We start from the raw sequence: 15370 nt of genomic DNA on the forward strand, positions 1-15370 counted from the left end.
TTGGTTCAACACGCTGAACTCGATCTGGGACTCGTGGTGGCCAGCCATGGCCGCCACTATGTCATCGAAACCCCGGAAGGCAGACGCCTGACCTGCCACCCGCGCGGCAAGAAGAGCGACTATGTGGTCGGCGACCGCGTGCGCTGGCAGGCCGCGCTGTCCAACACTGGCGACCAAGGCGTGATCGAGGGGCTGGAGCCGCGCCGCAACCTGCTGTACCGGCAGGACGAATGGAAAACCAAGTCCTTCGCGGCCAACCTCGACCAGGTGCTGCTGCTGGTGGCCAGCGAGCCGGTCTTCAGCGAGTCCCAACTCAGCCGCTCGCTGATCGCCGCCGAGCATGCCGGCATCCCGGCGCTCATCGTGCTCAACAAGACCGACCTGCCCCACACAGGAGCCGCTCGTGAACGCCTGGCCCCCTACCGCGCGATGGGCTACCCGGTGCTGGAACTTTCGCTCCAGGCCCGCCCCGACGAGGCGCGCGCCCTGCTCGGTCCGCAACTGCAGGGTCGCACCAGCTTCGTGATGGGGCCCTCCGGCACGGGCAAAAGCACGCTCATCAACCTGATGGTGCCGCAGGCCCAGGCTCAGGTGGGCGAGATCTCGCGGGCACTCAACTCCGGCCGCCACACCACCACCCACACCCAGTGGTACTGGCTGGACGAAGGTCGCCAAAGCGCGCTCATCGACTCGCCCGGTTTCCAGGAATTTGGCCTGCGTCACCTCGAGGCCGCCCAACTGCCGGCCTACATGCCCGACCTGCGCGAGCACGTGGCCGGCTGCCGCTTCTACAACTGCACCCATCGTCACGAACCCGGCTGCGCCGTGCGGGCGGCCGTGCAAGCGGGGCACATCACCGAGAACCGCTACCGGATCTACACCGAGATTTACGAGGAACTGAGCCAGCCGCGCTGGTAGTCCTGCGGCCCATCCTCGTTGGCCGCATATCCATCGTCGCATTGCTTCGTTCCCTCTGCAGGGGCGAGTTCCTAGCATCGGGGCCATTGTCCAATGGCTTTCGATCGAGGATTCTCCATGCACCTGCTCCACCGTCTTCGCCTGCTGGCTGCCGGGCTGGCCTTGGCCGGCGCCATGCCCACGGCATTCGCCAAGGACCTGGCCCTGCTCAACGTCTCCTACGACCCCACGCGCGAGTTCTACGCCGAGTTCAACAAGGCCTTCGCCGCCCACTGGAAGGCCAAGACCGGCCACACCGTGACGGTACGCCAGTCCCATGGCGGCTCGGGCCGTCAGGCCCGCTCGGTCATCGACGGGCTGGATGCCGACGTCGTGACCCTGGCGCTGGCCTATGACATCGACGAGCTGCATGCCAAGGCTCAACTCATCCCGGCCGACTGGCAAAAACGCCTGCCTCACAACAGCTCGCCCTACACCTCCACCATCGTCTTCCTGGTGCGCAAGGGCAACCCCAAGGGCATTCGGGACTGGGATGACCTCGTCAAGCCCGGCATCACCGTCGTCACCCCCAACCCCAAGACCTCCGGCGGCGCGCGCTGGAACTATCTGGCCGCCTGGGGCTACGCCTTGAAGAAGCCCGGCGGCAACGAGGCCAAGGCGCGCGAGTTCGTCACCGCCTTGTACAAGAACGTCCCCGTGCTCGACTCCGGCGCCCGCGGCGCGCTGACCACCTTCACCGAACGCGGCATCGGTGACGTGCTGCTTTCCTGGGAGAACGAAGCCTTTCTGGCGGTCAAGGAACTGGGGCCAAACAAGTTCGACCTCGTCGTCCCCTCGGTCAGCATCCTGGCCGAGCCGCCGGTGACCGTGGTGGACAAGGTGGTCGACCGCAAGGGCACCCGCGAAGTGGCCACCGCCTACCTCGAATTCCTCTACTCGCCACAGGGTCAGGACATCGCCGGGCGCCACTACTACCGTCCTGTCGATCCGGCGGTCGCGAAGAAATACGCCTCGCAGTTCGCGAAAGTCTCGCTCTTCACCATCGACGAGGTCTTCGGCGGCTGGACCAAGGCCCAGGCCACCCACTTCAACGATGGGGGCGTCTTCGACCAGATCTTCACGCGCCGCTGAGTTGCCACCATGGTGTTCTCGCGCCTGCTGCTCAAGCGCCACAGCGTGCTGCCCGGTTTCGACCTGGCGCTGGGCGTCACCCTGCTCTACCTGAGCCTGGTGGTGCTCATCCCGCTGTCGGCGGCCTTCCTCAAGACCTTCACGCTCACCTGGGACGCCTTCTGGGAGGCCGTCGGCAGCCCGCGCGTGCTGGCCTCCTACCGGCTCAGCTTCGGCACCTCGCTGGCTGCCGCGCTGGTCAACGCGGTATTCGGCTTCATCGTCGCCTGGGTCCTGGTGCGCTACCCCTTGCCCGGCAAGCGCGTGGTCGATGCCCTGGTGGACCTGCCCTTTGCCCTGCCCACCGCGGTGGCGGGCATCGCGCTCACGGCGCTCTACGCGCACACCGGCTGGATCGGCCAGTGGCTGCCCTTCCAGGTGGCCTTCACCCCGCTGGGCGTGTTCGTGGCGCTCACCTTCATCGGCCTGCCCTTTGTGGTGCGCACCGTGCAGCCGGTGCTGGAAGACCTGCACCAGGAACTGGAGGAGGCGGCCGCCACACTCGGCGCGAACCGCTGGCAGACCTTTTCACGCGTGATCCTGCCCATCGTGGCACCGGCGCTGCTCACCGGCTTTGCGCTGGCGTTTGCGCGCGCTCTGGGCGAGTACGGCTCGGTGATCTTCATCGCCGGCAACATGCCGATGCTCTCGGAGATCACTCCCCTGCTCATCGTCACCAAGCTCGAGCAGTACGACTATGCCGGCGCCACCGCGATAGCCGTGGTGATGCTGGTGGCTGCCTTCGTGCTGCTGCTCATCATCAACCTGCTGCAGGCCTGGGCGCGACGACGCCAGGGCCAGGCGAGCTGAAGGAGACCCCACGTATGTCGGCCATTGCGCTGCACCCCTCGGTCGCTTCGACCCCCAAGACCCATCGGCGCGCCACCGAGGAAGCGCCCTGGGTGCGCTGGACGCTGATCGGCGTGGCGCTGGGCTTTCTCACGCTGTTCCTCTTCATCCCGCTGGTCACCGTCTTCGTCGAGGCCTTGCGCAAGGGCTGGGAGGTGGCCGCGGCCGCCGTGGTCGAGCCCGATGCACGCGCGGCCATCCGGCTGACGCTGCTCACCGCTGCGATCGCCGTGCCGCTGAACCTGGTGTTCGGCGTGGCCGCCGCCTGGGCGATCGCGAAGTTCGACTTCCGCGGCAAGAACGTGCTGCTCACGCTCATCGACCTGCCGTTTTCGGTGTCGCCGGTGATCGCGGGCCTGATCTATGTGCTGGTCTTCGGCCTGCAAGGCTGGTTCGGCGAGTGGCTGCGCGAGCACGACCTGAAGGTGATCTTCGCCGTGCCCGGCATCGTGCTGGCCACGGTCTTCGTGACCTTCCCCTTCGTCGCGCGCGAGCTCATCCCGCTGATGCAGGCGCAGGGCCAGGAACAGGAAGAAGCCGCCCGCGTGCTCGGGGCTTCCGGCGGGCAGATCTTCTGGCGCGTGACCCTGCCCAATGTGAAATGGGCGCTGCTGTACGGCGTGATCCTGTGCAATGCGCGGGCCTTTGGCGAGTTCGGAGCGGTCTCGGTGGTGTCCGGCCACATCCGCGGCGAGACCAACACGATGCCGCTGCACATCGAGATCCTCTACAACGAGTACCAGTTCGCCGCCGCGTTTGCCGTGGCCTCGCTGCTGGCGATGCTGGCCCTGGTGACGCTGGTGCTGAAGTACCTGGTCGAGCAGCGGGTCAAGGGCCAGAAGGCCCTGGCGCAAGACGGCCGCTGACTCAGATCTCGAAGCTCGCCCCCGGCGCGGCGGCCATCGCTTGCTCGACCACGGCGCGGGAGAGCGTCGGGGCGAACGATTCGATGAAGGCATACACATAGCCGCGCAGAAAAGTGCCGCGACGGATGGCCAGCTTGGTCATGTTCATCGCGAACAGATGGCGCGCATCGATGGCCCGCAACTGCCGGTCGCGCTCTTCGTCATAGGCGATGGAGGCCACGATGCCCAACCCCAGTCCGAGCTCGACATAGGTCTTGATGACGTCGGCATCCATCGCGGTCAGCACGATATTGGGTGTCAGGCCGGCACGCGCGAACGCCTCGTCGATGTGAGAGCGGCCGGTATAGCCCTCGTCATAGGTCACGATGGGATAGCCTGCGATGCGCTCCAGCGTCAGCGGCCCCCCCTCCAGCAGCTCGTGACCCGGGGGCACGAGCAGGCAGTGCGTCCAGCGGTAGCACGGCAGGGCCACCAAGTCCTCGTAGAGTGCCAACGCCTCGGTGGCAATGCCGATGTCGGCCTCGCCCGACAACAGCATCTCGGCCACTTGCCGCGGCGAGCCCTGATGCAGATGGAGCATGACCTCGGGGAAGTGCCGACGGAACTCGCTGACCGCCGGCGGCAATGCGTAACGCGCCTGAGAATGCGTGGCTGCAATCGACAGCCGGCCTCGCGACTGCTGCACGAAGTCCTCTGCCGCGCGGCGCAGGTTGTCCGCATCCTGCAGCATGCGCTCGATGATGGGCAGCACCTGCCGCCCGGCCGGGGTGAGCCCTGTCAGCCGCTTGCCAGCACGCACGAAGATCTGCAGCCCCAACTCCTCCTCCAGTTCGCGGATCTGCCGGCTGACCCCGGGCTGTGAGGTGTGCAGCGCCTGGGCGACGTCCGTCAGGTTGAAGCCCCGCCGCGCCGCCTCCCGTACCGAGCGCAATTGCTGAAAGTTCATGGCCCAGATGCTGAGGCCAGCCGAACCTGCCCTGCAACGAATAAAAAGTTGTTTATTGCTTCAAAAACCTCATAAAGCCGGTGATTCGCAGCTCAACCGATCAGGTTGGCCAAGGTCAACAAGGCCAGCAACAACATCCACAAGACCACCGAGCGCCACACCAGGCCGACGATGCTACGCAGATGGCCCAGCGCGGGCGGCTGGCCGCCGGTGTCGCCCTCGGCCTCGGTGGCACCCACAGGGGCCCCGGCCTCGAAGGTCTTGCTGCGATCGACACTCAGCCCCGGAGCGCTGCTGCCCCCCAAACGCACACCCACGGCACCGGCGGCGGCCGCCAGGATGATGCCGTCGCTGGTGTGCTGCCACAGCCCGGCATGACGGCGCCAGCTGTCGATGGCATCCTCGAAGTTGCCCACCACGGCAAAACCGAAGGCCGTCAGCCGCGCCGGCAGATGGTCCATCCCATCGAACAAGCGCTGCGCCAAGGCCATCAAGCTGGGATTGGTCGGCACGCCCACGGTATGGCTGCGGTAGGCCCAGTAGCGACTCGAAAACTCGGCCATGCGGTACAGCACCGCTCCGGCCGGCCCCAGCCCCACGGCGGCCAACACGATGAACCAGAAAAACACGCCGAACACATGGCGATGGGCGGCCAGCAGCGAATGCTCGATCACGTGCCGCAGCAGCTCGGCATGCGGCAGCTCGCTCGTGTCCATGTGGCGCCACTGGGCGAACAGCTGGCGGGCACGCAGCTCGTCGCCGCGTTCCAGCGCATCGCGGATGTCGGTGAAGTAATGGCTGAACTGCCGGAAGCCCAGCGTCAGATACAGCACGACCACGTTCCAGGCCAGCGCGACGAGCAAACTGTGCCGGGCCATCGACAGATAGATCCCAAAGGCCAGCAGCGCAGGCACGATCACCGTGATGCACCACACCACCCAGGCATGCACCGGCCGGCCGGCGTCGAAATTGCGGCCGGCCCAATGGACCCAGCCGACCAACGTGTCATGGATCAGATTGCCGCCGCGCAGCGGTTTCAATTGCTCCAGCAGCAGCGCCAGCAGGACGGAAAAGAAACTCATGGCCGGCATGATAGCGGCCACCCACTGCCGCTACGCTGCGAGAAAGCGATAGAAGTTGCGCAGCATCGCCGCGGTGGCGCCCCAAATGAAGTAGGGGCGGTCGCGGCCGGGCGGCTGCCAGGGCATCGAGAAGAACTCCCGCCGCTCGCCGGCGAACTCCACCGCATGGCGCTGGTGGTGGGCCGGGCTCATCAGAAAGGCCAGTGGCACCTCGAACACTTCGGCCACTTCGCTGGGGTCCACCCGCAGCTCGAAGACAGGCTGCACCAGCGCCACCACCGGCGTCACCGAAAAGGCAGTGACCGTTTTGTACACCGGCAACTGGCCGATGACCTCCACATGCCGACGGTCCAGCCCCACCTCCTCCTCGGCCTCGCGCAAGGCCGTCTCGGCTGCATCCCGGTCCGTGGGTTCGCAGCGTCCGCCAGGAAAGCTGATCTGCCCGGGATGGTCGCTCAAGTGCTCGGTGCGCTGCGTCAGCAGCACGGTCAGGCCTTGCGGGCGCTGCACCAAGGGCACCAGCACGGCCGCGTGGGCCGGCTCTCGGGCGACCAAGCGCCGCTCGACCAACACCTCGGGCGTCCACACGGGCGGACGCGCAAAGCGCTCGCGCAGGGCTTGCGGCGTCAGACAGGCCTCGGCCACCGGGGGCAAGTGCGCATCGACGCCCACCACCGGAAACGCCTGCGGATCACGAATGAAGGCCATAGGAGGACGCCTTCATGGAAAAGCCGCCTGGGCGACCATGCGCGCAGGCGGCTTGCCAGAGGGGGCTTTGGGGGGCCACCCGTTGATCCAGATCAGGACAGCTTCTCTTTGATCCGGGCCGACTTGCCGCTGCGTTGACGCAGGTAGTACAGCTTGGCGCGGCGCACATCACCGCGGCGCTTGACTTCGATCGAGGCGATCAACGGGCTGTAGAGCTGGAAGGTGCGCTCCACGCCCTCCCCGCTGGAGATCTTGCGCACGATGAAGCTCGAATTCAAGCCGCGGTTGCGCTTGGCAATCACGACACCTTCGTACGCCTGCACGCGCTTGCGGTTGCCTTCGACCACATTGACATTGACCACCACGGTGTCACCGGGGGCAAACTCTGGGATGGTCTTGTTCAGGCGAGCAATCTCTTCTTGCTCGAGCGTCTGGATGAGGTTCATGGTCACTCCAAGGATCGTGCGCGGGGGGGGTTGTTCATCGGTGTAAAGGCCCCGATTGGATCGAAGGGGCCGGCCCGGCAGAGGATCACCAAAACCCGTGATTATAGCCCCAGAGAGGCCAAATAGCGCTCGTCCTCGGGGCTGAGGCGCCCGGCGGCGCGGGCCGCGGCGATCAGGTCGGGGCGGCGCTCGGCCGTCAGACGCAGCGACTGCTGACGCCGCCACTGGGCAATGCGAGCATGATGGCCCGATCGCAACACCTCGGGCACGGCCAGCGGCCCCTCGGGCGTGTGCAGCACTTCGGGGCGGCTGTAATGCGGGCAATCGAGCAGCCCGTCGCTGAAGCTGTCTTGCTCATGGGAGGCCGGATCGTTCAGCACCCCGGGTTGGAGCCGGGCCACCCCATCGAGCAGGGCCAGCGCCGCGATCTCGCCGCCGGACAGCACGAAGTCGCCCAGGCTCAGCTCCAGATCCACATGACGGTCGATGAACCGCTGATCCACGCCCTCGTAGCGACCACACACCAAGATGGCGCCCGGCCCATGCGCCCACTGGCGTAACAGCGCCTGATCGATGCGCCGACCCGCCGGCGAAAACCACACCACCGGCGCACGGGGCGCTGCCTGCGCGCTGCGACGCTGCTGCACGGCCGTCAGCGCCCGCTGCAAGGGCTCCACCAGCATCACCATGCCCGGCCCGCCGCCATAGGCGCGGTCATCCACGCGGCGATAGGCGTCCTCGGCGAAGTCGCGCAGCGGCCACAGGTGCACATCCACCTGGCCGGATTCATAGGCGCGGCGGGTCACGCCCTGGGTCAGAAACGGCGGGAAGAGATCCGGAAACAGCGTGATGACGTCGAAGCGCATGGACGGGCGGGCGCTTCAGTAATCCAAGCCCCAGTCAACGAGGATGCGGCCAGCCGCGGTATCGACCTGATCGACATACACCGCCACGAAGGGGATCAGCCGCTCGGTCGGCGCATCGGTGGAGTCGTCCACCACCCTCAAGATGCTGTGGGCCCCGGTGTCCATCAAGTCGACCACGCGGCCCAGGGTCTGACCCTGGCGGTTGACGACCGCCAGCCCGATGAGATCGACCCAGTAGTACTCTCCCTCGCCGGCCGTGGGAAAACTCGCGCGCGAAACGAAGATGCGCGCGCCTTTGAGCACTTCAGCGGCGTTGCGGTCCGGCAGCTCACGAGCTTGGGCCACGACCGCATCGCCATGCTCACGCACCGCGGTGATGCGCAGCGAGCGAGGCATCGGCCGCGCGGCCGGACGTGGCCCTTGGGGCGGTTCGATGAACCAGCGCCTGGAAGAGAACAAGGCCTGCGGATCGGCCGAATACGGCAACACCTTGATCCAGCCTTTGACCCCCCAGGCATCGAGCACACGGCCGACTTCCACGGCATCCGAGGGCCATGCCAGATCGTCATCGGCCACGGCACTCATGGGGCAGGCGGCAGCAGACTGTGCAGCCGCAAGCGGCTCAGGCCGCCGCCTTGGCTTGCTTGATCAGGCGGGCCACCGTGGGCGAGACCTGGGCGCCATGGCTGACCCAATACTCCACCCGATCATGCGCCACGCGCAGGGCCTCGGCAGCCCCGGAAGCCACGGGGTTGTAAAAGCCCACGCGCTCGAGGAACCGGCCGTCGCGGCGGTTGCGGGCATCGGCCGCCACGATGTTGTAGAAGGGGCGCTTCTTGGAGCCGCCACGGGCAAGACGAATCACGACCATGCTGAGTCCTTGTACCCGGCCTGCGCGGATTCCCTGGCCACTGGAGACACTCAGGGCAGTCGGAAGGTGCACACGGCCTAACGTAGGTAAATGTTCCGCCCCAACGCCGTAGATACGCCTGCCACCCGGCTAGGCCAGCGTCGGGAACCCGAAATTATAGCCAGATCGACCCGAAGCGGTCGAGCCTTGGGCGCCCCCCTTGCCGGACACCCCAAGGCAGCGCGCGCCCTGGCCCCTGTCCGCGGTACAGTGGCGCCCCATGACGACGCCTCCCGAATCTGCGGCCCTGGCCCCAGCCGGGCCCTACAAATCCAAGACCCTGGCCACCTGGATCGCGCTGCTGGCGGGCTCCCTGGGGCTGCACCGTTTGTACCTGTACGGATGGCGGGACTGGCTCGGCTGGCTGCACCCCGTGCCGACGACGCTCGGGGTGTTCGGTGTGCAGCGCATGCTGACCTTCGGTCAGGACGATCGCCTGTCGTGGCTGCTGATCCCGCTGCTGGGCTTGATGGTCTCGCAGGCGATGCTGATGGCCATCCTGTACGGACTGACCCCGGACGACCAGTGGAATGCCCGCTTCAATCCGCATGGCCCCGAGCACCGCAGCGGCTGGGCCGTGGTCATCGGCGTGATCGCGGCGCTGATGATCGGCGCGGCCGTGCTGATGGCCACGCTGGCCTTCGGTTTCCAGCACTACTTCGAACTGCAAGTCGAAGCCGCGCGGCAAATCAGCCAGTGAACGCCGCCCTCAGGACCGGAAGATGAAGTAGACGGCGGCCACCAGGCACAGCCCCGCCCAGACGAAGTCCCACTTGAAGGGCACTTTCATGTAGAGCATGGCAAACGGCACGAAGACCGTGAGCGTGATGACCTCTTGCATGATCTTGAGCTGCGGCAGCGTGAACACACCGCTGCTGTAGCCAATGCGGTTGGCTGGCACTTGCAAGAGGTATTCGAACAACGCGATGCCCCAGCTCGCCACGGCAGCGATGTACCAGGGCTTGGCCGCCAGGTCCTTCAGGTGGGCGTACCAGGCAAAAGTCATGAACACATTGGCAATCGTCAGCAGGCCCATGGTCTGCAGCGACACCGTCCACGCGTGCGCACCGTTCATGGCAATCCTTCTTTTTTACAGAGAGTCGTCCAGACGTTCGATGCCCTGGTCGGGCAGGCTCGTCAACAGTAAACGCACCTCTCCCCGCCCGGGGATGACCAGCCCCGGCGCCAGATCGGCCAGCGGAGCCAGCACGAATGCGCGTTCGTGCATGCGAGGGTGCGGCAACACCAGCTCGGGCTGCTCCAACTGCAAGGCATCGATCAGCAGCAAATCCAGATCCAGCGTGCGTGGCGCATTGCGGTAGGGACGCTGGCGCCCATGCGCCCGCTCCAGGGCCTGCAAGGCGTGCAGCAGCGATTGCGGGGTTTCAGCGGTGTCGAAGGCGACGACCGCATTCAAGTAGTCCGGGCCGTCGGCATCCAGCGGCCGGGTGCGGTAGATCGGCGAAGCCGCCCAGCCCGACACCCCGGCACGAGCGCGCAAGGCAGCAGCCGCCCGGCGCAAGCTGTCCAGAGGATCGCCCAAATTGGCTCCCAACCCGACGTAGGCGCGTCGCACGCAGCGGTCAGGGCTCATGCGACGCATCGCCCGCCGGGGCGGCTGCTGCGGCAGCGCTCTTGCGACGGCGACGCCGGCGCTTGCGCGCTGGCGCAGCCTCCTCGCCCGAAGGCGCCACCGACGCACCAGCGCCCTGCGCTTCGACCAGCGCATCGCCATGAGCCTCTAAGTGCGCCGGCTTGCGGCGGCCCCGGCTGCGCTGGGCGGCGCGCTGCTGCTCGCGCACCGCCTCCAGCAGGCTGTGCCGGCCCGACTCGTCGGCCTGGGAGAACTCTTCCCACCAGCGGGCCAGCGCCGGGTCGACCTCGCCAGCCTCTGCACGCAATCTGAGGAAGTCAAAGCCCGCTCGAAAACGCGGCTGCTGCACCAGCGTGAAGGGGCCATGGCCGCTGCGCCGCTCGAAGCGCGGCTGCATCATCCAGATCTCGCGCATGTCCGCCGCCAGCTTGCCGCGGCCGGAAATGTCGCCGATGCGGGCATCGAAGACCTCATCGATGGCCAGCCCCAAGGCCTGGGAGGCCGATTCGCCCTGTGCCTGGCGACGCTGCCAGCGGTCCAGCACGTCATGCCAGAGCATGCAGGCCAACATGAAACTGGGCGCCACCGGCTTGCCTTCGGCCACACGGCGATCGGTGTCGGCCAGCGCCAGCTGCACGAACTTTTCGCGCCCATCGTGCCGTTGCTGCTCATCGAGCACCACATCGAGAATGGGAAAGACGCCGCGGTGCAAACCATGTTTGCGCAGCTCCTGCAGGCTGGCCAGCGCATGGCCGGTCTGCAGCAGCTTGATCATCTCGTCGAACAGGCGCGAGGCCGGCACATTGTCGAGCAGGTGGGCCATGCGCTGAATGGGCTCGCGCGTTTTGGGTTCGATCTCGAAACCCAGCTTGGCCGCAAAGCGCACCACACGGATGATGCGCACCGGATCCTCGCGGTAGCGGGTGGGCGGATCGCCAATCATGCGCAGCACTCGCTTTTTCACATCGGCAATGCCGCCGTGGTAATCGACCACGATCTCGCGCTGCGGGTCGTAGTACATCGCGTTGATCGTGAAATCGCGGCGCGCGGCGTCTTCGATCTGCGGACCCCAGACATTGTCGCGCAGCACCCGCCCGCTGGCATCGACCACGTGGTTTTTGTCGGCGATCTGTGATTTCGATGTTTTTTCATTGCCCTGCACTTGCTCGGCAGAGGCGGCATCGACATAGGCGCGAAATGTCGAGACCTCGATCACCTCGTGGTCGCGCCCGCGGCCGAACACCACATGCACGATGCGAAAGCGCCGACCGACGATGAAAGCGCGTCGAAACAGCGCCTTGACCTGCTCCGGCGTGGCATTGGTGGCCACATCGAAATCCTTGGGACGCAAGCCCAGCAGCAAGTCGCGCACGGCACCGCCGACGATATAAGCCTCGTAGCCCGCCTCGGTGAGCGTGCGCACCACCTTCACGGCGCGCTCGTCCACCCACGCAGGGTCGATGCCGTGCACGGACTTGGGCACTTCCACCCGTCGGCCCAGCACCGGCATGCCCGGCCGGGGGGCGGCCTGCCGGCCGCCGGTCTTGCCCAGCAGCTTGTCGATCAGCTTTTTGATCATTCGAAAAGTTTCAATATGCGCCAGCCCCGCTGGCGGGCCAGGGATTCCAGCGCCGGCGACGGATTGGTCGCCACCGGGTCGCTGGCCCGCTCCAGGAGGGGCAAATCGTTGGGCGAATCGCTGTAGAAGCTCGTGCGCTCGAACTGCGACCAGTGCGCCCCCAGACCGGCCAGCCACTGATCCACACGGGTCACCTTGCCTTCACGGTAGGACGGCACACCCTGGATGCGGCCCGTGATGGTACCGCTTGCATCGCGTTCCAGCTGCACGGCCAACAGATGCTCCACGCCGAAGGCCGCCGCAATCGGCGTGGTGACGAACTCGTTGGTCGCCGTCACGATGGCCACCAAGTCGCCGCGCGCCTGATGCTCACGCACCAGCGCCACAGCCTTCGGATGCAGCATCGGCCGCACCACCTCCTCGACGAAGCGCTGCTGCACGGCCCGCTGCTCCTCAGGTCGGCGGCAGCGCCATGGCGCCGTGCTGAAGTCGATGTATTCGTCCAAGTTCAGGCGGCCGGCCAGGTATTGGGCGTAGTAGTGGTCATTGCCACGCCGGAAGGTGTCGCCGTCGGCCCAGCCGATGCGCACCAAGAACTCCCCAAAGGCATGGTCTGAATCGATCGGCAACAACGTGTGATCCAGATCGAACAGGCACAAACTGCGGAAATGCGTCACAAGGCCTCCTCGGCCAGCATGCGCTTGAGCAAAGGAATGGTCACGCCCCGCTGCTGCGCCAGCGCGAAACGATCCAGACGATCGAGCAGACTCATCAGGCTGCCCAGGTCGCGCTCGAAGCGCGTCATCAGATAGCTCATCACTTCGTCGGACAGAAAAATGCCCCGGCGGTCGGCCTCGCGCCGCAAGGCCGCGCGGCAATGCTCCTCGGGCAAGGCTTGCAGCTGAAACACGGGGCCCCAGCCCAGGCGGCTGCGCAAATCCTCTCGCACGGCCAAGTCCACCGGCGGCACGGCGCCGGCGGCCACGACCTGCTGCCCCATGGCAGTGGCCTGCGCGAACAAGACGAACGCGGCGTGCTGGCGGCCCGCGTCGAATGCGTGCACGCCATCGAACACCACGCCCCGCCAATCCTCGTCGTGCTCCCAAGGCAGCGGGGTGGTCGCATCGAACCAGCCCACCCGACCGCCCGGCGCACTCACCGCTTCGGTCCAGGCACGCAGCAAATGGGTCTTGCCCGTGCCGCGCGCCCCCCAAAGATAGACCGGCGCGCTGGCCACTGGCGCGTTGGCCAGCGCGCGCAGATGCGCCACCACGGCCTCGTTGCCGAGCGCATGAAAGTTATCGAAACTGCAGGGGTCGGCGGGCCCCAGGCCCAGGGGCAGCTGCCTCATGGACGCGCACACGCCAACAGGCAAGGACGCAAGGTCATCTCAGACTCGCAGGGGATCCAACATCAAAGACGGCCAGCGCCACACCTTCGGTGTCGGGGCTGGCCGGTAAAATCCGCCCAAATTCTATCGGGCCGGCACGACGCCGCCCGCGCACCGACCATGTCCCACACCTCCCTGTCTTACCGTGACGCCGGCGTCGACATCGACGCGGGCGATGCCCTCGTCGAACGCATCAAACCCCTGGCGCGCCGCACGCTGCGCGAAGGCGTGCTCGGCGGCATTGGGGGCTTCGGCGCCCTGTTCGAGATCCCCAAGCGTTACCGCGAGCCCGTGCTCGTCTCCGGCACCGACGGGGTGGGCACCAAGCTCAAACTGGCGTTCGAGTGGGGGATGCACGACACCGTGGGCATCGATCTGGTGGCCATGAGCGTCAATGACGTGCTGGTGCAAGGCGCCGAACCGCTGTTCTTCCTCGACTATTTCGCTTGCGGCAAGCTCGACGTGGACACCGCCGCCCGTGTGGTGGGCGGCATCGCCCGCGGCTGTGAGGAATCGGGCTGTGCGCTCATCGGCGGTGAAACCGCCGAGATGCCGGGCATGTACCCCCCGGGCGAGTACGACCTTGCCGGTTTTTGCGTCGGGGTGGTCGAAAAGAGCGGCATCGTCGACGGGCGCGACATCGCCCCGGGCGACGTGGTACTGGGCCTGAGCTCCAGCGGCGTCCATTCGAACGGCTACTCCTTGGTGCGCAAGATCGTCGAGCGCGTGGGCCCCGCGGGACTGCCGGCCACCTTGGACGGCCAGCCCTTCCGCGACCGCGTGATGGCCCCCACGCGCCTGTACGTCAAGCCCGTACTCCAGGCCATGAAGACCGTGCGCATCAAGGGCATGGCCCACATCACCGGCGGCGGTCTGCTGGAAAACATCCCGCGCTGCCTGCCCGCCCACACCAAGGCCGTGCTGCAAGGCGATGCTTGGCCGCGGCCCGAAATCTTCCAGTGGCTGCAGCGCGAAGGCGCCGTGGCCGAATCGGAAATGCACCGCACCTTCAACTGCGGCATCGGCTTCGTCCTCGTCGTGGCGCCCAGCGAGGCAGCCCGCGCGGCCGAGGTGTTGCGCCAGCAGGGCCAGACGGTCTACACCATCGGCCGCATCGAAGCGCGCCAAGGCGACGAGCCGCCCACCCAGGTGGTCTGACCCCGCCTTCCCCCGCTCAATGCCAGCGCGGCCCCGTGCCGCGCAGCGCCTCCAGCCGCTGGGCGATGGCCATGCGGTCGCTGGCCTGCTGGGCCTTGTGGACGTAATCGGCCAAATCGGCCATGGCCTCCTCGCGTCTGCCCAGCTCGGCATAGACCAGCCCACGGTCGCGCAACTCGTCCAAAGCATCGGGCAGCAGGATCACCAAACGCTGCATCACCGCCAGCAGGCGCGGCCAGTCTTCCTGGGTGCGATGAATCTCCTTGAGGTTGCGCAGCATGCGCGCGATCACCTCCCGCCCCGAAGCGGCTTGCAGGAACAGCCCCAGCGGCAGGTCGAATTCACCCATCAACCCCTGCTGACGCTTGTACGGTGCCAAGCGCTCCTCCAAGTCCTCGCGCGACAGCGACACCCCACTGAACGGGTCGATCACGACGTCGCCGCCGGACATGCGCAGCTTCACGAGGAAATGCCCGGGAAAGGACACCCCTTGGGCCGGCAAGCGCACCTGGTGAGCCAGCTCGATGTACAGCACCGCCAGGGAAATGGGAATGCCGCGGCGTGACTGCAGCACGATGTTCAAACAGCTGTTGTAGGGGTCGTAGTAATCATTCACATTCCCCGCGAAACCCAACTCTCCAAAGAAGTAATGGTTGAGCATGCGCAGGCGATGCAGCGCAGAACTGTCGGCCGGCAAGCGACGCTTGAGCCGCTCGGCCAGTGCGTCGATCTCGGCCAAGACCCCTTGGACGTCCAAATCGGGAAACTCGTCCTGGGCCAAGGACAGCGCCGCCTCGGTCAAGGGAAAGGCGGCATCGTCGGCCACCAAGGTCGCGAAGTAGTCCAGCGCGGTCGAAGGGCCATAGTGCATGACCTCAAGTGTAGGCC

Annotated in this window: 19 protein-coding genes; 6 read left to right on the top strand and 13 right to left on the bottom strand. The window is 66.5% G+C overall.

Translation table 11 applies throughout. The features are described 5' to 3' along the window. The 4 genes from rsgA (at position 1) to cysW (ending at position 3803) form a co-directional block, all read left to right on the top strand. Positions 1–918: a ribosome small subunit-dependent GTPase A gene (gene rsgA, locus F615_RS0105155; protein ID WP_026330045.1), complete on the top strand. Its 918-nt coding sequence runs from the start codon at positions 1–3 to the stop codon at positions 916–918. Positions 919–1035: 117 nt separating this feature from the next. Next, entirely contained in the window at positions 1036–2049 is a 1014-nt protein-coding gene (locus F615_RS0105160) for a sulfate ABC transporter substrate-binding protein (RefSeq protein WP_019560107.1), read from the top strand. A 9-nt stretch (positions 2050–2058) separates the two neighbouring features. Beyond that, entirely contained in the window at positions 2059–2898 is an 840-nt protein-coding gene (cysT, locus tag F615_RS0105165) for a sulfate ABC transporter permease subunit CysT (protein ID WP_019560108.1), read from the top strand. Between the two features lie 14 nt (positions 2899–2912). Beyond that, a complete protein-coding gene (gene cysW / locus F615_RS0105170; protein ID WP_019560109.1) occupies positions 2913–3803 on the top strand; it encodes a sulfate ABC transporter permease subunit CysW in 891 nt (296 codons plus the stop codon). A 1-nt stretch (position 3804) separates the two neighbouring features. Here the strand turns inward: cysW and F615_RS0105175 are convergent, their stop codons facing one another. The 7 genes from F615_RS0105175 to rpsP all read right to left on the bottom strand — a co-directional run bounded on the left by F615_RS0105175 (position 3805) and on the right by rpsP (position 8722). Beyond that, complete coding sequence (locus tag F615_RS0105175; protein WP_019560110.1) at positions 3805–4749, bottom strand: CysB family HTH-type transcriptional regulator; 945 nt, start codon at positions 4747–4749, stop codon at positions 3805–3807. Positions 4750–4841: 92 nt separating this feature from the next. Continuing rightward, entirely contained in the window at positions 4842–5831 is a 990-nt protein-coding gene (locus tag F615_RS0105180; protein ID WP_026330046.1) for a CobD/CbiB family protein, read from the bottom strand. A 30-nt stretch (positions 5832–5861) separates the two neighbouring features. Next, positions 5862–6539 carry a CoA pyrophosphatase gene (locus F615_RS0105185; protein ID WP_019560112.1) on the bottom strand — a complete coding sequence of 226 codons (678 nt, stop codon included), beginning with the start codon at positions 6537–6539 and terminating at the stop codon, positions 5862–5864. A 92-nt stretch (positions 6540–6631) separates the two neighbouring features. Next, positions 6632–6985 carry a 50S ribosomal protein L19 gene (gene rplS / locus F615_RS0105190; RefSeq protein ID WP_019560113.1) on the bottom strand — a complete coding sequence of 118 codons (354 nt, stop codon included), beginning with the start codon at positions 6983–6985 and terminating at the stop codon, positions 6632–6634. Between the two features lie 101 nt (positions 6986–7086). After that, positions 7087–7851, bottom strand: a complete 765-nt coding sequence (trmD, locus tag F615_RS0105195; protein ID WP_019560114.1) for a tRNA (guanosine(37)-N1)-methyltransferase TrmD — start codon at positions 7849–7851, stop codon at positions 7087–7089. Between the two features lie 15 nt (positions 7852–7866). Further along, the gene (rimM, locus tag F615_RS0105200; RefSeq protein ID WP_019560115.1) at positions 7867–8436 is read right to left on the bottom strand and encodes a ribosome maturation factor RimM; all 570 of its coding nucleotides are present in this window, start codon (positions 8434–8436) and stop codon (positions 7867–7869) included. A 37-nt stretch (positions 8437–8473) separates the two neighbouring features. After that, positions 8474–8722: a 30S ribosomal protein S16 gene (gene rpsP / locus F615_RS0105205; protein ID WP_019560116.1), complete on the bottom strand. Its 249-nt coding sequence runs from the start codon at positions 8720–8722 to the stop codon at positions 8474–8476. A gap of 259 nt (positions 8723–8981) precedes the next feature. Between rpsP and F615_RS0105210 the strand changes: the two genes are divergently transcribed. Further along, complete coding sequence (locus tag F615_RS0105210; RefSeq protein WP_019560117.1) at positions 8982–9461, top strand: TM2 domain-containing protein; 480 nt, start codon at positions 8982–8984, stop codon at positions 9459–9461. Between the two features lie 9 nt (positions 9462–9470). On the opposite strand, the gene F615_RS0105215 is transcribed toward F615_RS0105210, so the two are convergent. Genes F615_RS0105215 through hda form a run of 5 tightly spaced genes read right to left on the bottom strand, consistent with a single transcriptional unit; the run spans position 9471 to position 13285 of the window. Beyond that, on the bottom strand, positions 9471–9836 hold the full coding sequence (locus F615_RS0105215; protein WP_019560118.1) for a DMT family protein: 366 nt from the start codon (positions 9834–9836) through the stop codon (positions 9471–9473). 15 nt (positions 9837–9851) lie between these two features. Next, positions 9852–10355, bottom strand: a complete 504-nt coding sequence (gene folK / locus F615_RS0105220) for a 2-amino-4-hydroxy-6-hydroxymethyldihydropteridine diphosphokinase (RefSeq protein ID WP_019560119.1) — start codon at positions 10353–10355, stop codon at positions 9852–9854. Next, positions 10345–11934, bottom strand: a complete 1590-nt coding sequence (gene pcnB / locus F615_RS0105225; protein ID WP_019560120.1) for a polynucleotide adenylyltransferase PcnB — start codon at positions 11932–11934, stop codon at positions 10345–10347. The genes folK and pcnB overlap by 11 nt, the downstream gene beginning before the upstream one ends. Beyond that, positions 11931–12611: a histidinol-phosphatase gene (locus F615_RS0105230; protein ID WP_019560121.1), complete on the bottom strand. Its 681-nt coding sequence runs from the start codon at positions 12609–12611 to the stop codon at positions 11931–11933. The genes pcnB and F615_RS0105230 overlap by 4 nt, the downstream gene beginning before the upstream one ends. Continuing rightward, positions 12608–13285, bottom strand: coding sequence for a DnaA regulatory inactivator Hda (gene hda, locus F615_RS0105235; protein WP_019560122.1), 678 nt, complete (start codon positions 13283–13285; stop codon positions 12608–12610). Before hda ends, F615_RS0105230 begins: the two co-directional genes overlap by 4 nt. Before the next feature lie 159 nt (positions 13286–13444). Here hda and purM point away from each other — a divergent pair, with 159 nt between their 5' ends. Beyond that, positions 13445–14482: a phosphoribosylformylglycinamidine cyclo-ligase gene (gene purM / locus F615_RS0105240; RefSeq protein WP_019560123.1), complete on the top strand. Its 1038-nt coding sequence runs from the start codon at positions 13445–13447 to the stop codon at positions 14480–14482. A 16-nt stretch (positions 14483–14498) separates the two neighbouring features. Here purM and F615_RS0105245 read toward each other — a convergent pair whose 3' ends face one another. Continuing rightward, on the bottom strand, positions 14499–15353 hold the full coding sequence (locus F615_RS0105245) for a SirB1 family protein (protein ID WP_019560124.1): 855 nt from the start codon (positions 15351–15353) through the stop codon (positions 14499–14501). Between the last annotated feature and the right edge of the window lie 17 nt (positions 15354–15370).

Origin of the sequence: Caldimonas manganoxidans ATCC BAA-369, from assembly GCF_000381125.1 — a bacterium.
Classification (GTDB): Bacteria; Pseudomonadota; Gammaproteobacteria; order Burkholderiales; family Burkholderiaceae_C; genus Caldimonas; species Caldimonas manganoxidans.

Coding starts and splice junctions, on each gene's coding strand:
- F615_RS0105175 (WP_019560110.1), bottom strand. CDS start 4,749: ATGAACTTTCAGCAATTGCGCTCGGTACGGGAGGCGGCGCGGCGGGGC.
- cysW (WP_019560109.1), top strand. CDS start 2,913: ATGTCGGCCATTGCGCTGCACCCCTCGGTCGCTTCGACCCCCAAGACC.
- rpsP (WP_019560116.1), bottom strand. CDS start 8,722: ATGGTCGTGATTCGTCTTGCCCGTGGCGGCTCCAAGAAGCGCCCCTTC.
- rimM (WP_019560115.1), bottom strand. CDS start 8,436: ATGAGTGCCGTGGCCGATGACGATCTGGCATGGCCCTCGGATGCCGTG.
- F615_RS0105160 (WP_019560107.1), top strand. CDS start 1,036: ATGCACCTGCTCCACCGTCTTCGCCTGCTGGCTGCCGGGCTGGCCTTG.
- F615_RS0105210 (WP_019560117.1), top strand. CDS start 8,982: ATGACGACGCCTCCCGAATCTGCGGCCCTGGCCCCAGCCGGGCCCTAC.
- hda (WP_019560122.1), bottom strand. CDS start 13,285: ATGAGGCAGCTGCCCCTGGGCCTGGGGCCCGCCGACCCCTGCAGTTTC.
- cysT (WP_019560108.1), top strand. CDS start 2,059: ATGGTGTTCTCGCGCCTGCTGCTCAAGCGCCACAGCGTGCTGCCCGGT.
- trmD (WP_019560114.1), bottom strand. CDS start 7,851: ATGCGCTTCGACGTCATCACGCTGTTTCCGGATCTCTTCCCGCCGTTT.
- pcnB (WP_019560120.1), bottom strand. CDS start 11,934: ATGATCAAAAAGCTGATCGACAAGCTGCTGGGCAAGACCGGCGGCCGG.
- F615_RS0105180 (WP_026330046.1), bottom strand. CDS start 5,831: ATGAGTTTCTTTTCCGTCCTGCTGGCGCTGCTGCTGGAGCAATTGAAA.
- F615_RS0105245 (WP_019560124.1), bottom strand. CDS start 15,353: ATGCACTATGGCCCTTCGACCGCGCTGGACTACTTCGCGACCTTGGTG.
- F615_RS0105215 (WP_019560118.1), bottom strand. CDS start 9,836: ATGAACGGTGCGCACGCGTGGACGGTGTCGCTGCAGACCATGGGCCTG.
- F615_RS0105185 (WP_019560112.1), bottom strand. CDS start 6,539: ATGGCCTTCATTCGTGATCCGCAGGCGTTTCCGGTGGTGGGCGTCGAT.
- folK (WP_019560119.1), bottom strand. CDS start 10,355: ATGAGCCCTGACCGCTGCGTGCGACGCGCCTACGTCGGGTTGGGAGCC.
- purM (WP_019560123.1), top strand. CDS start 13,445: ATGTCCCACACCTCCCTGTCTTACCGTGACGCCGGCGTCGACATCGAC.
- rplS (WP_019560113.1), bottom strand. CDS start 6,985: ATGAACCTCATCCAGACGCTCGAGCAAGAAGAGATTGCTCGCCTGAAC.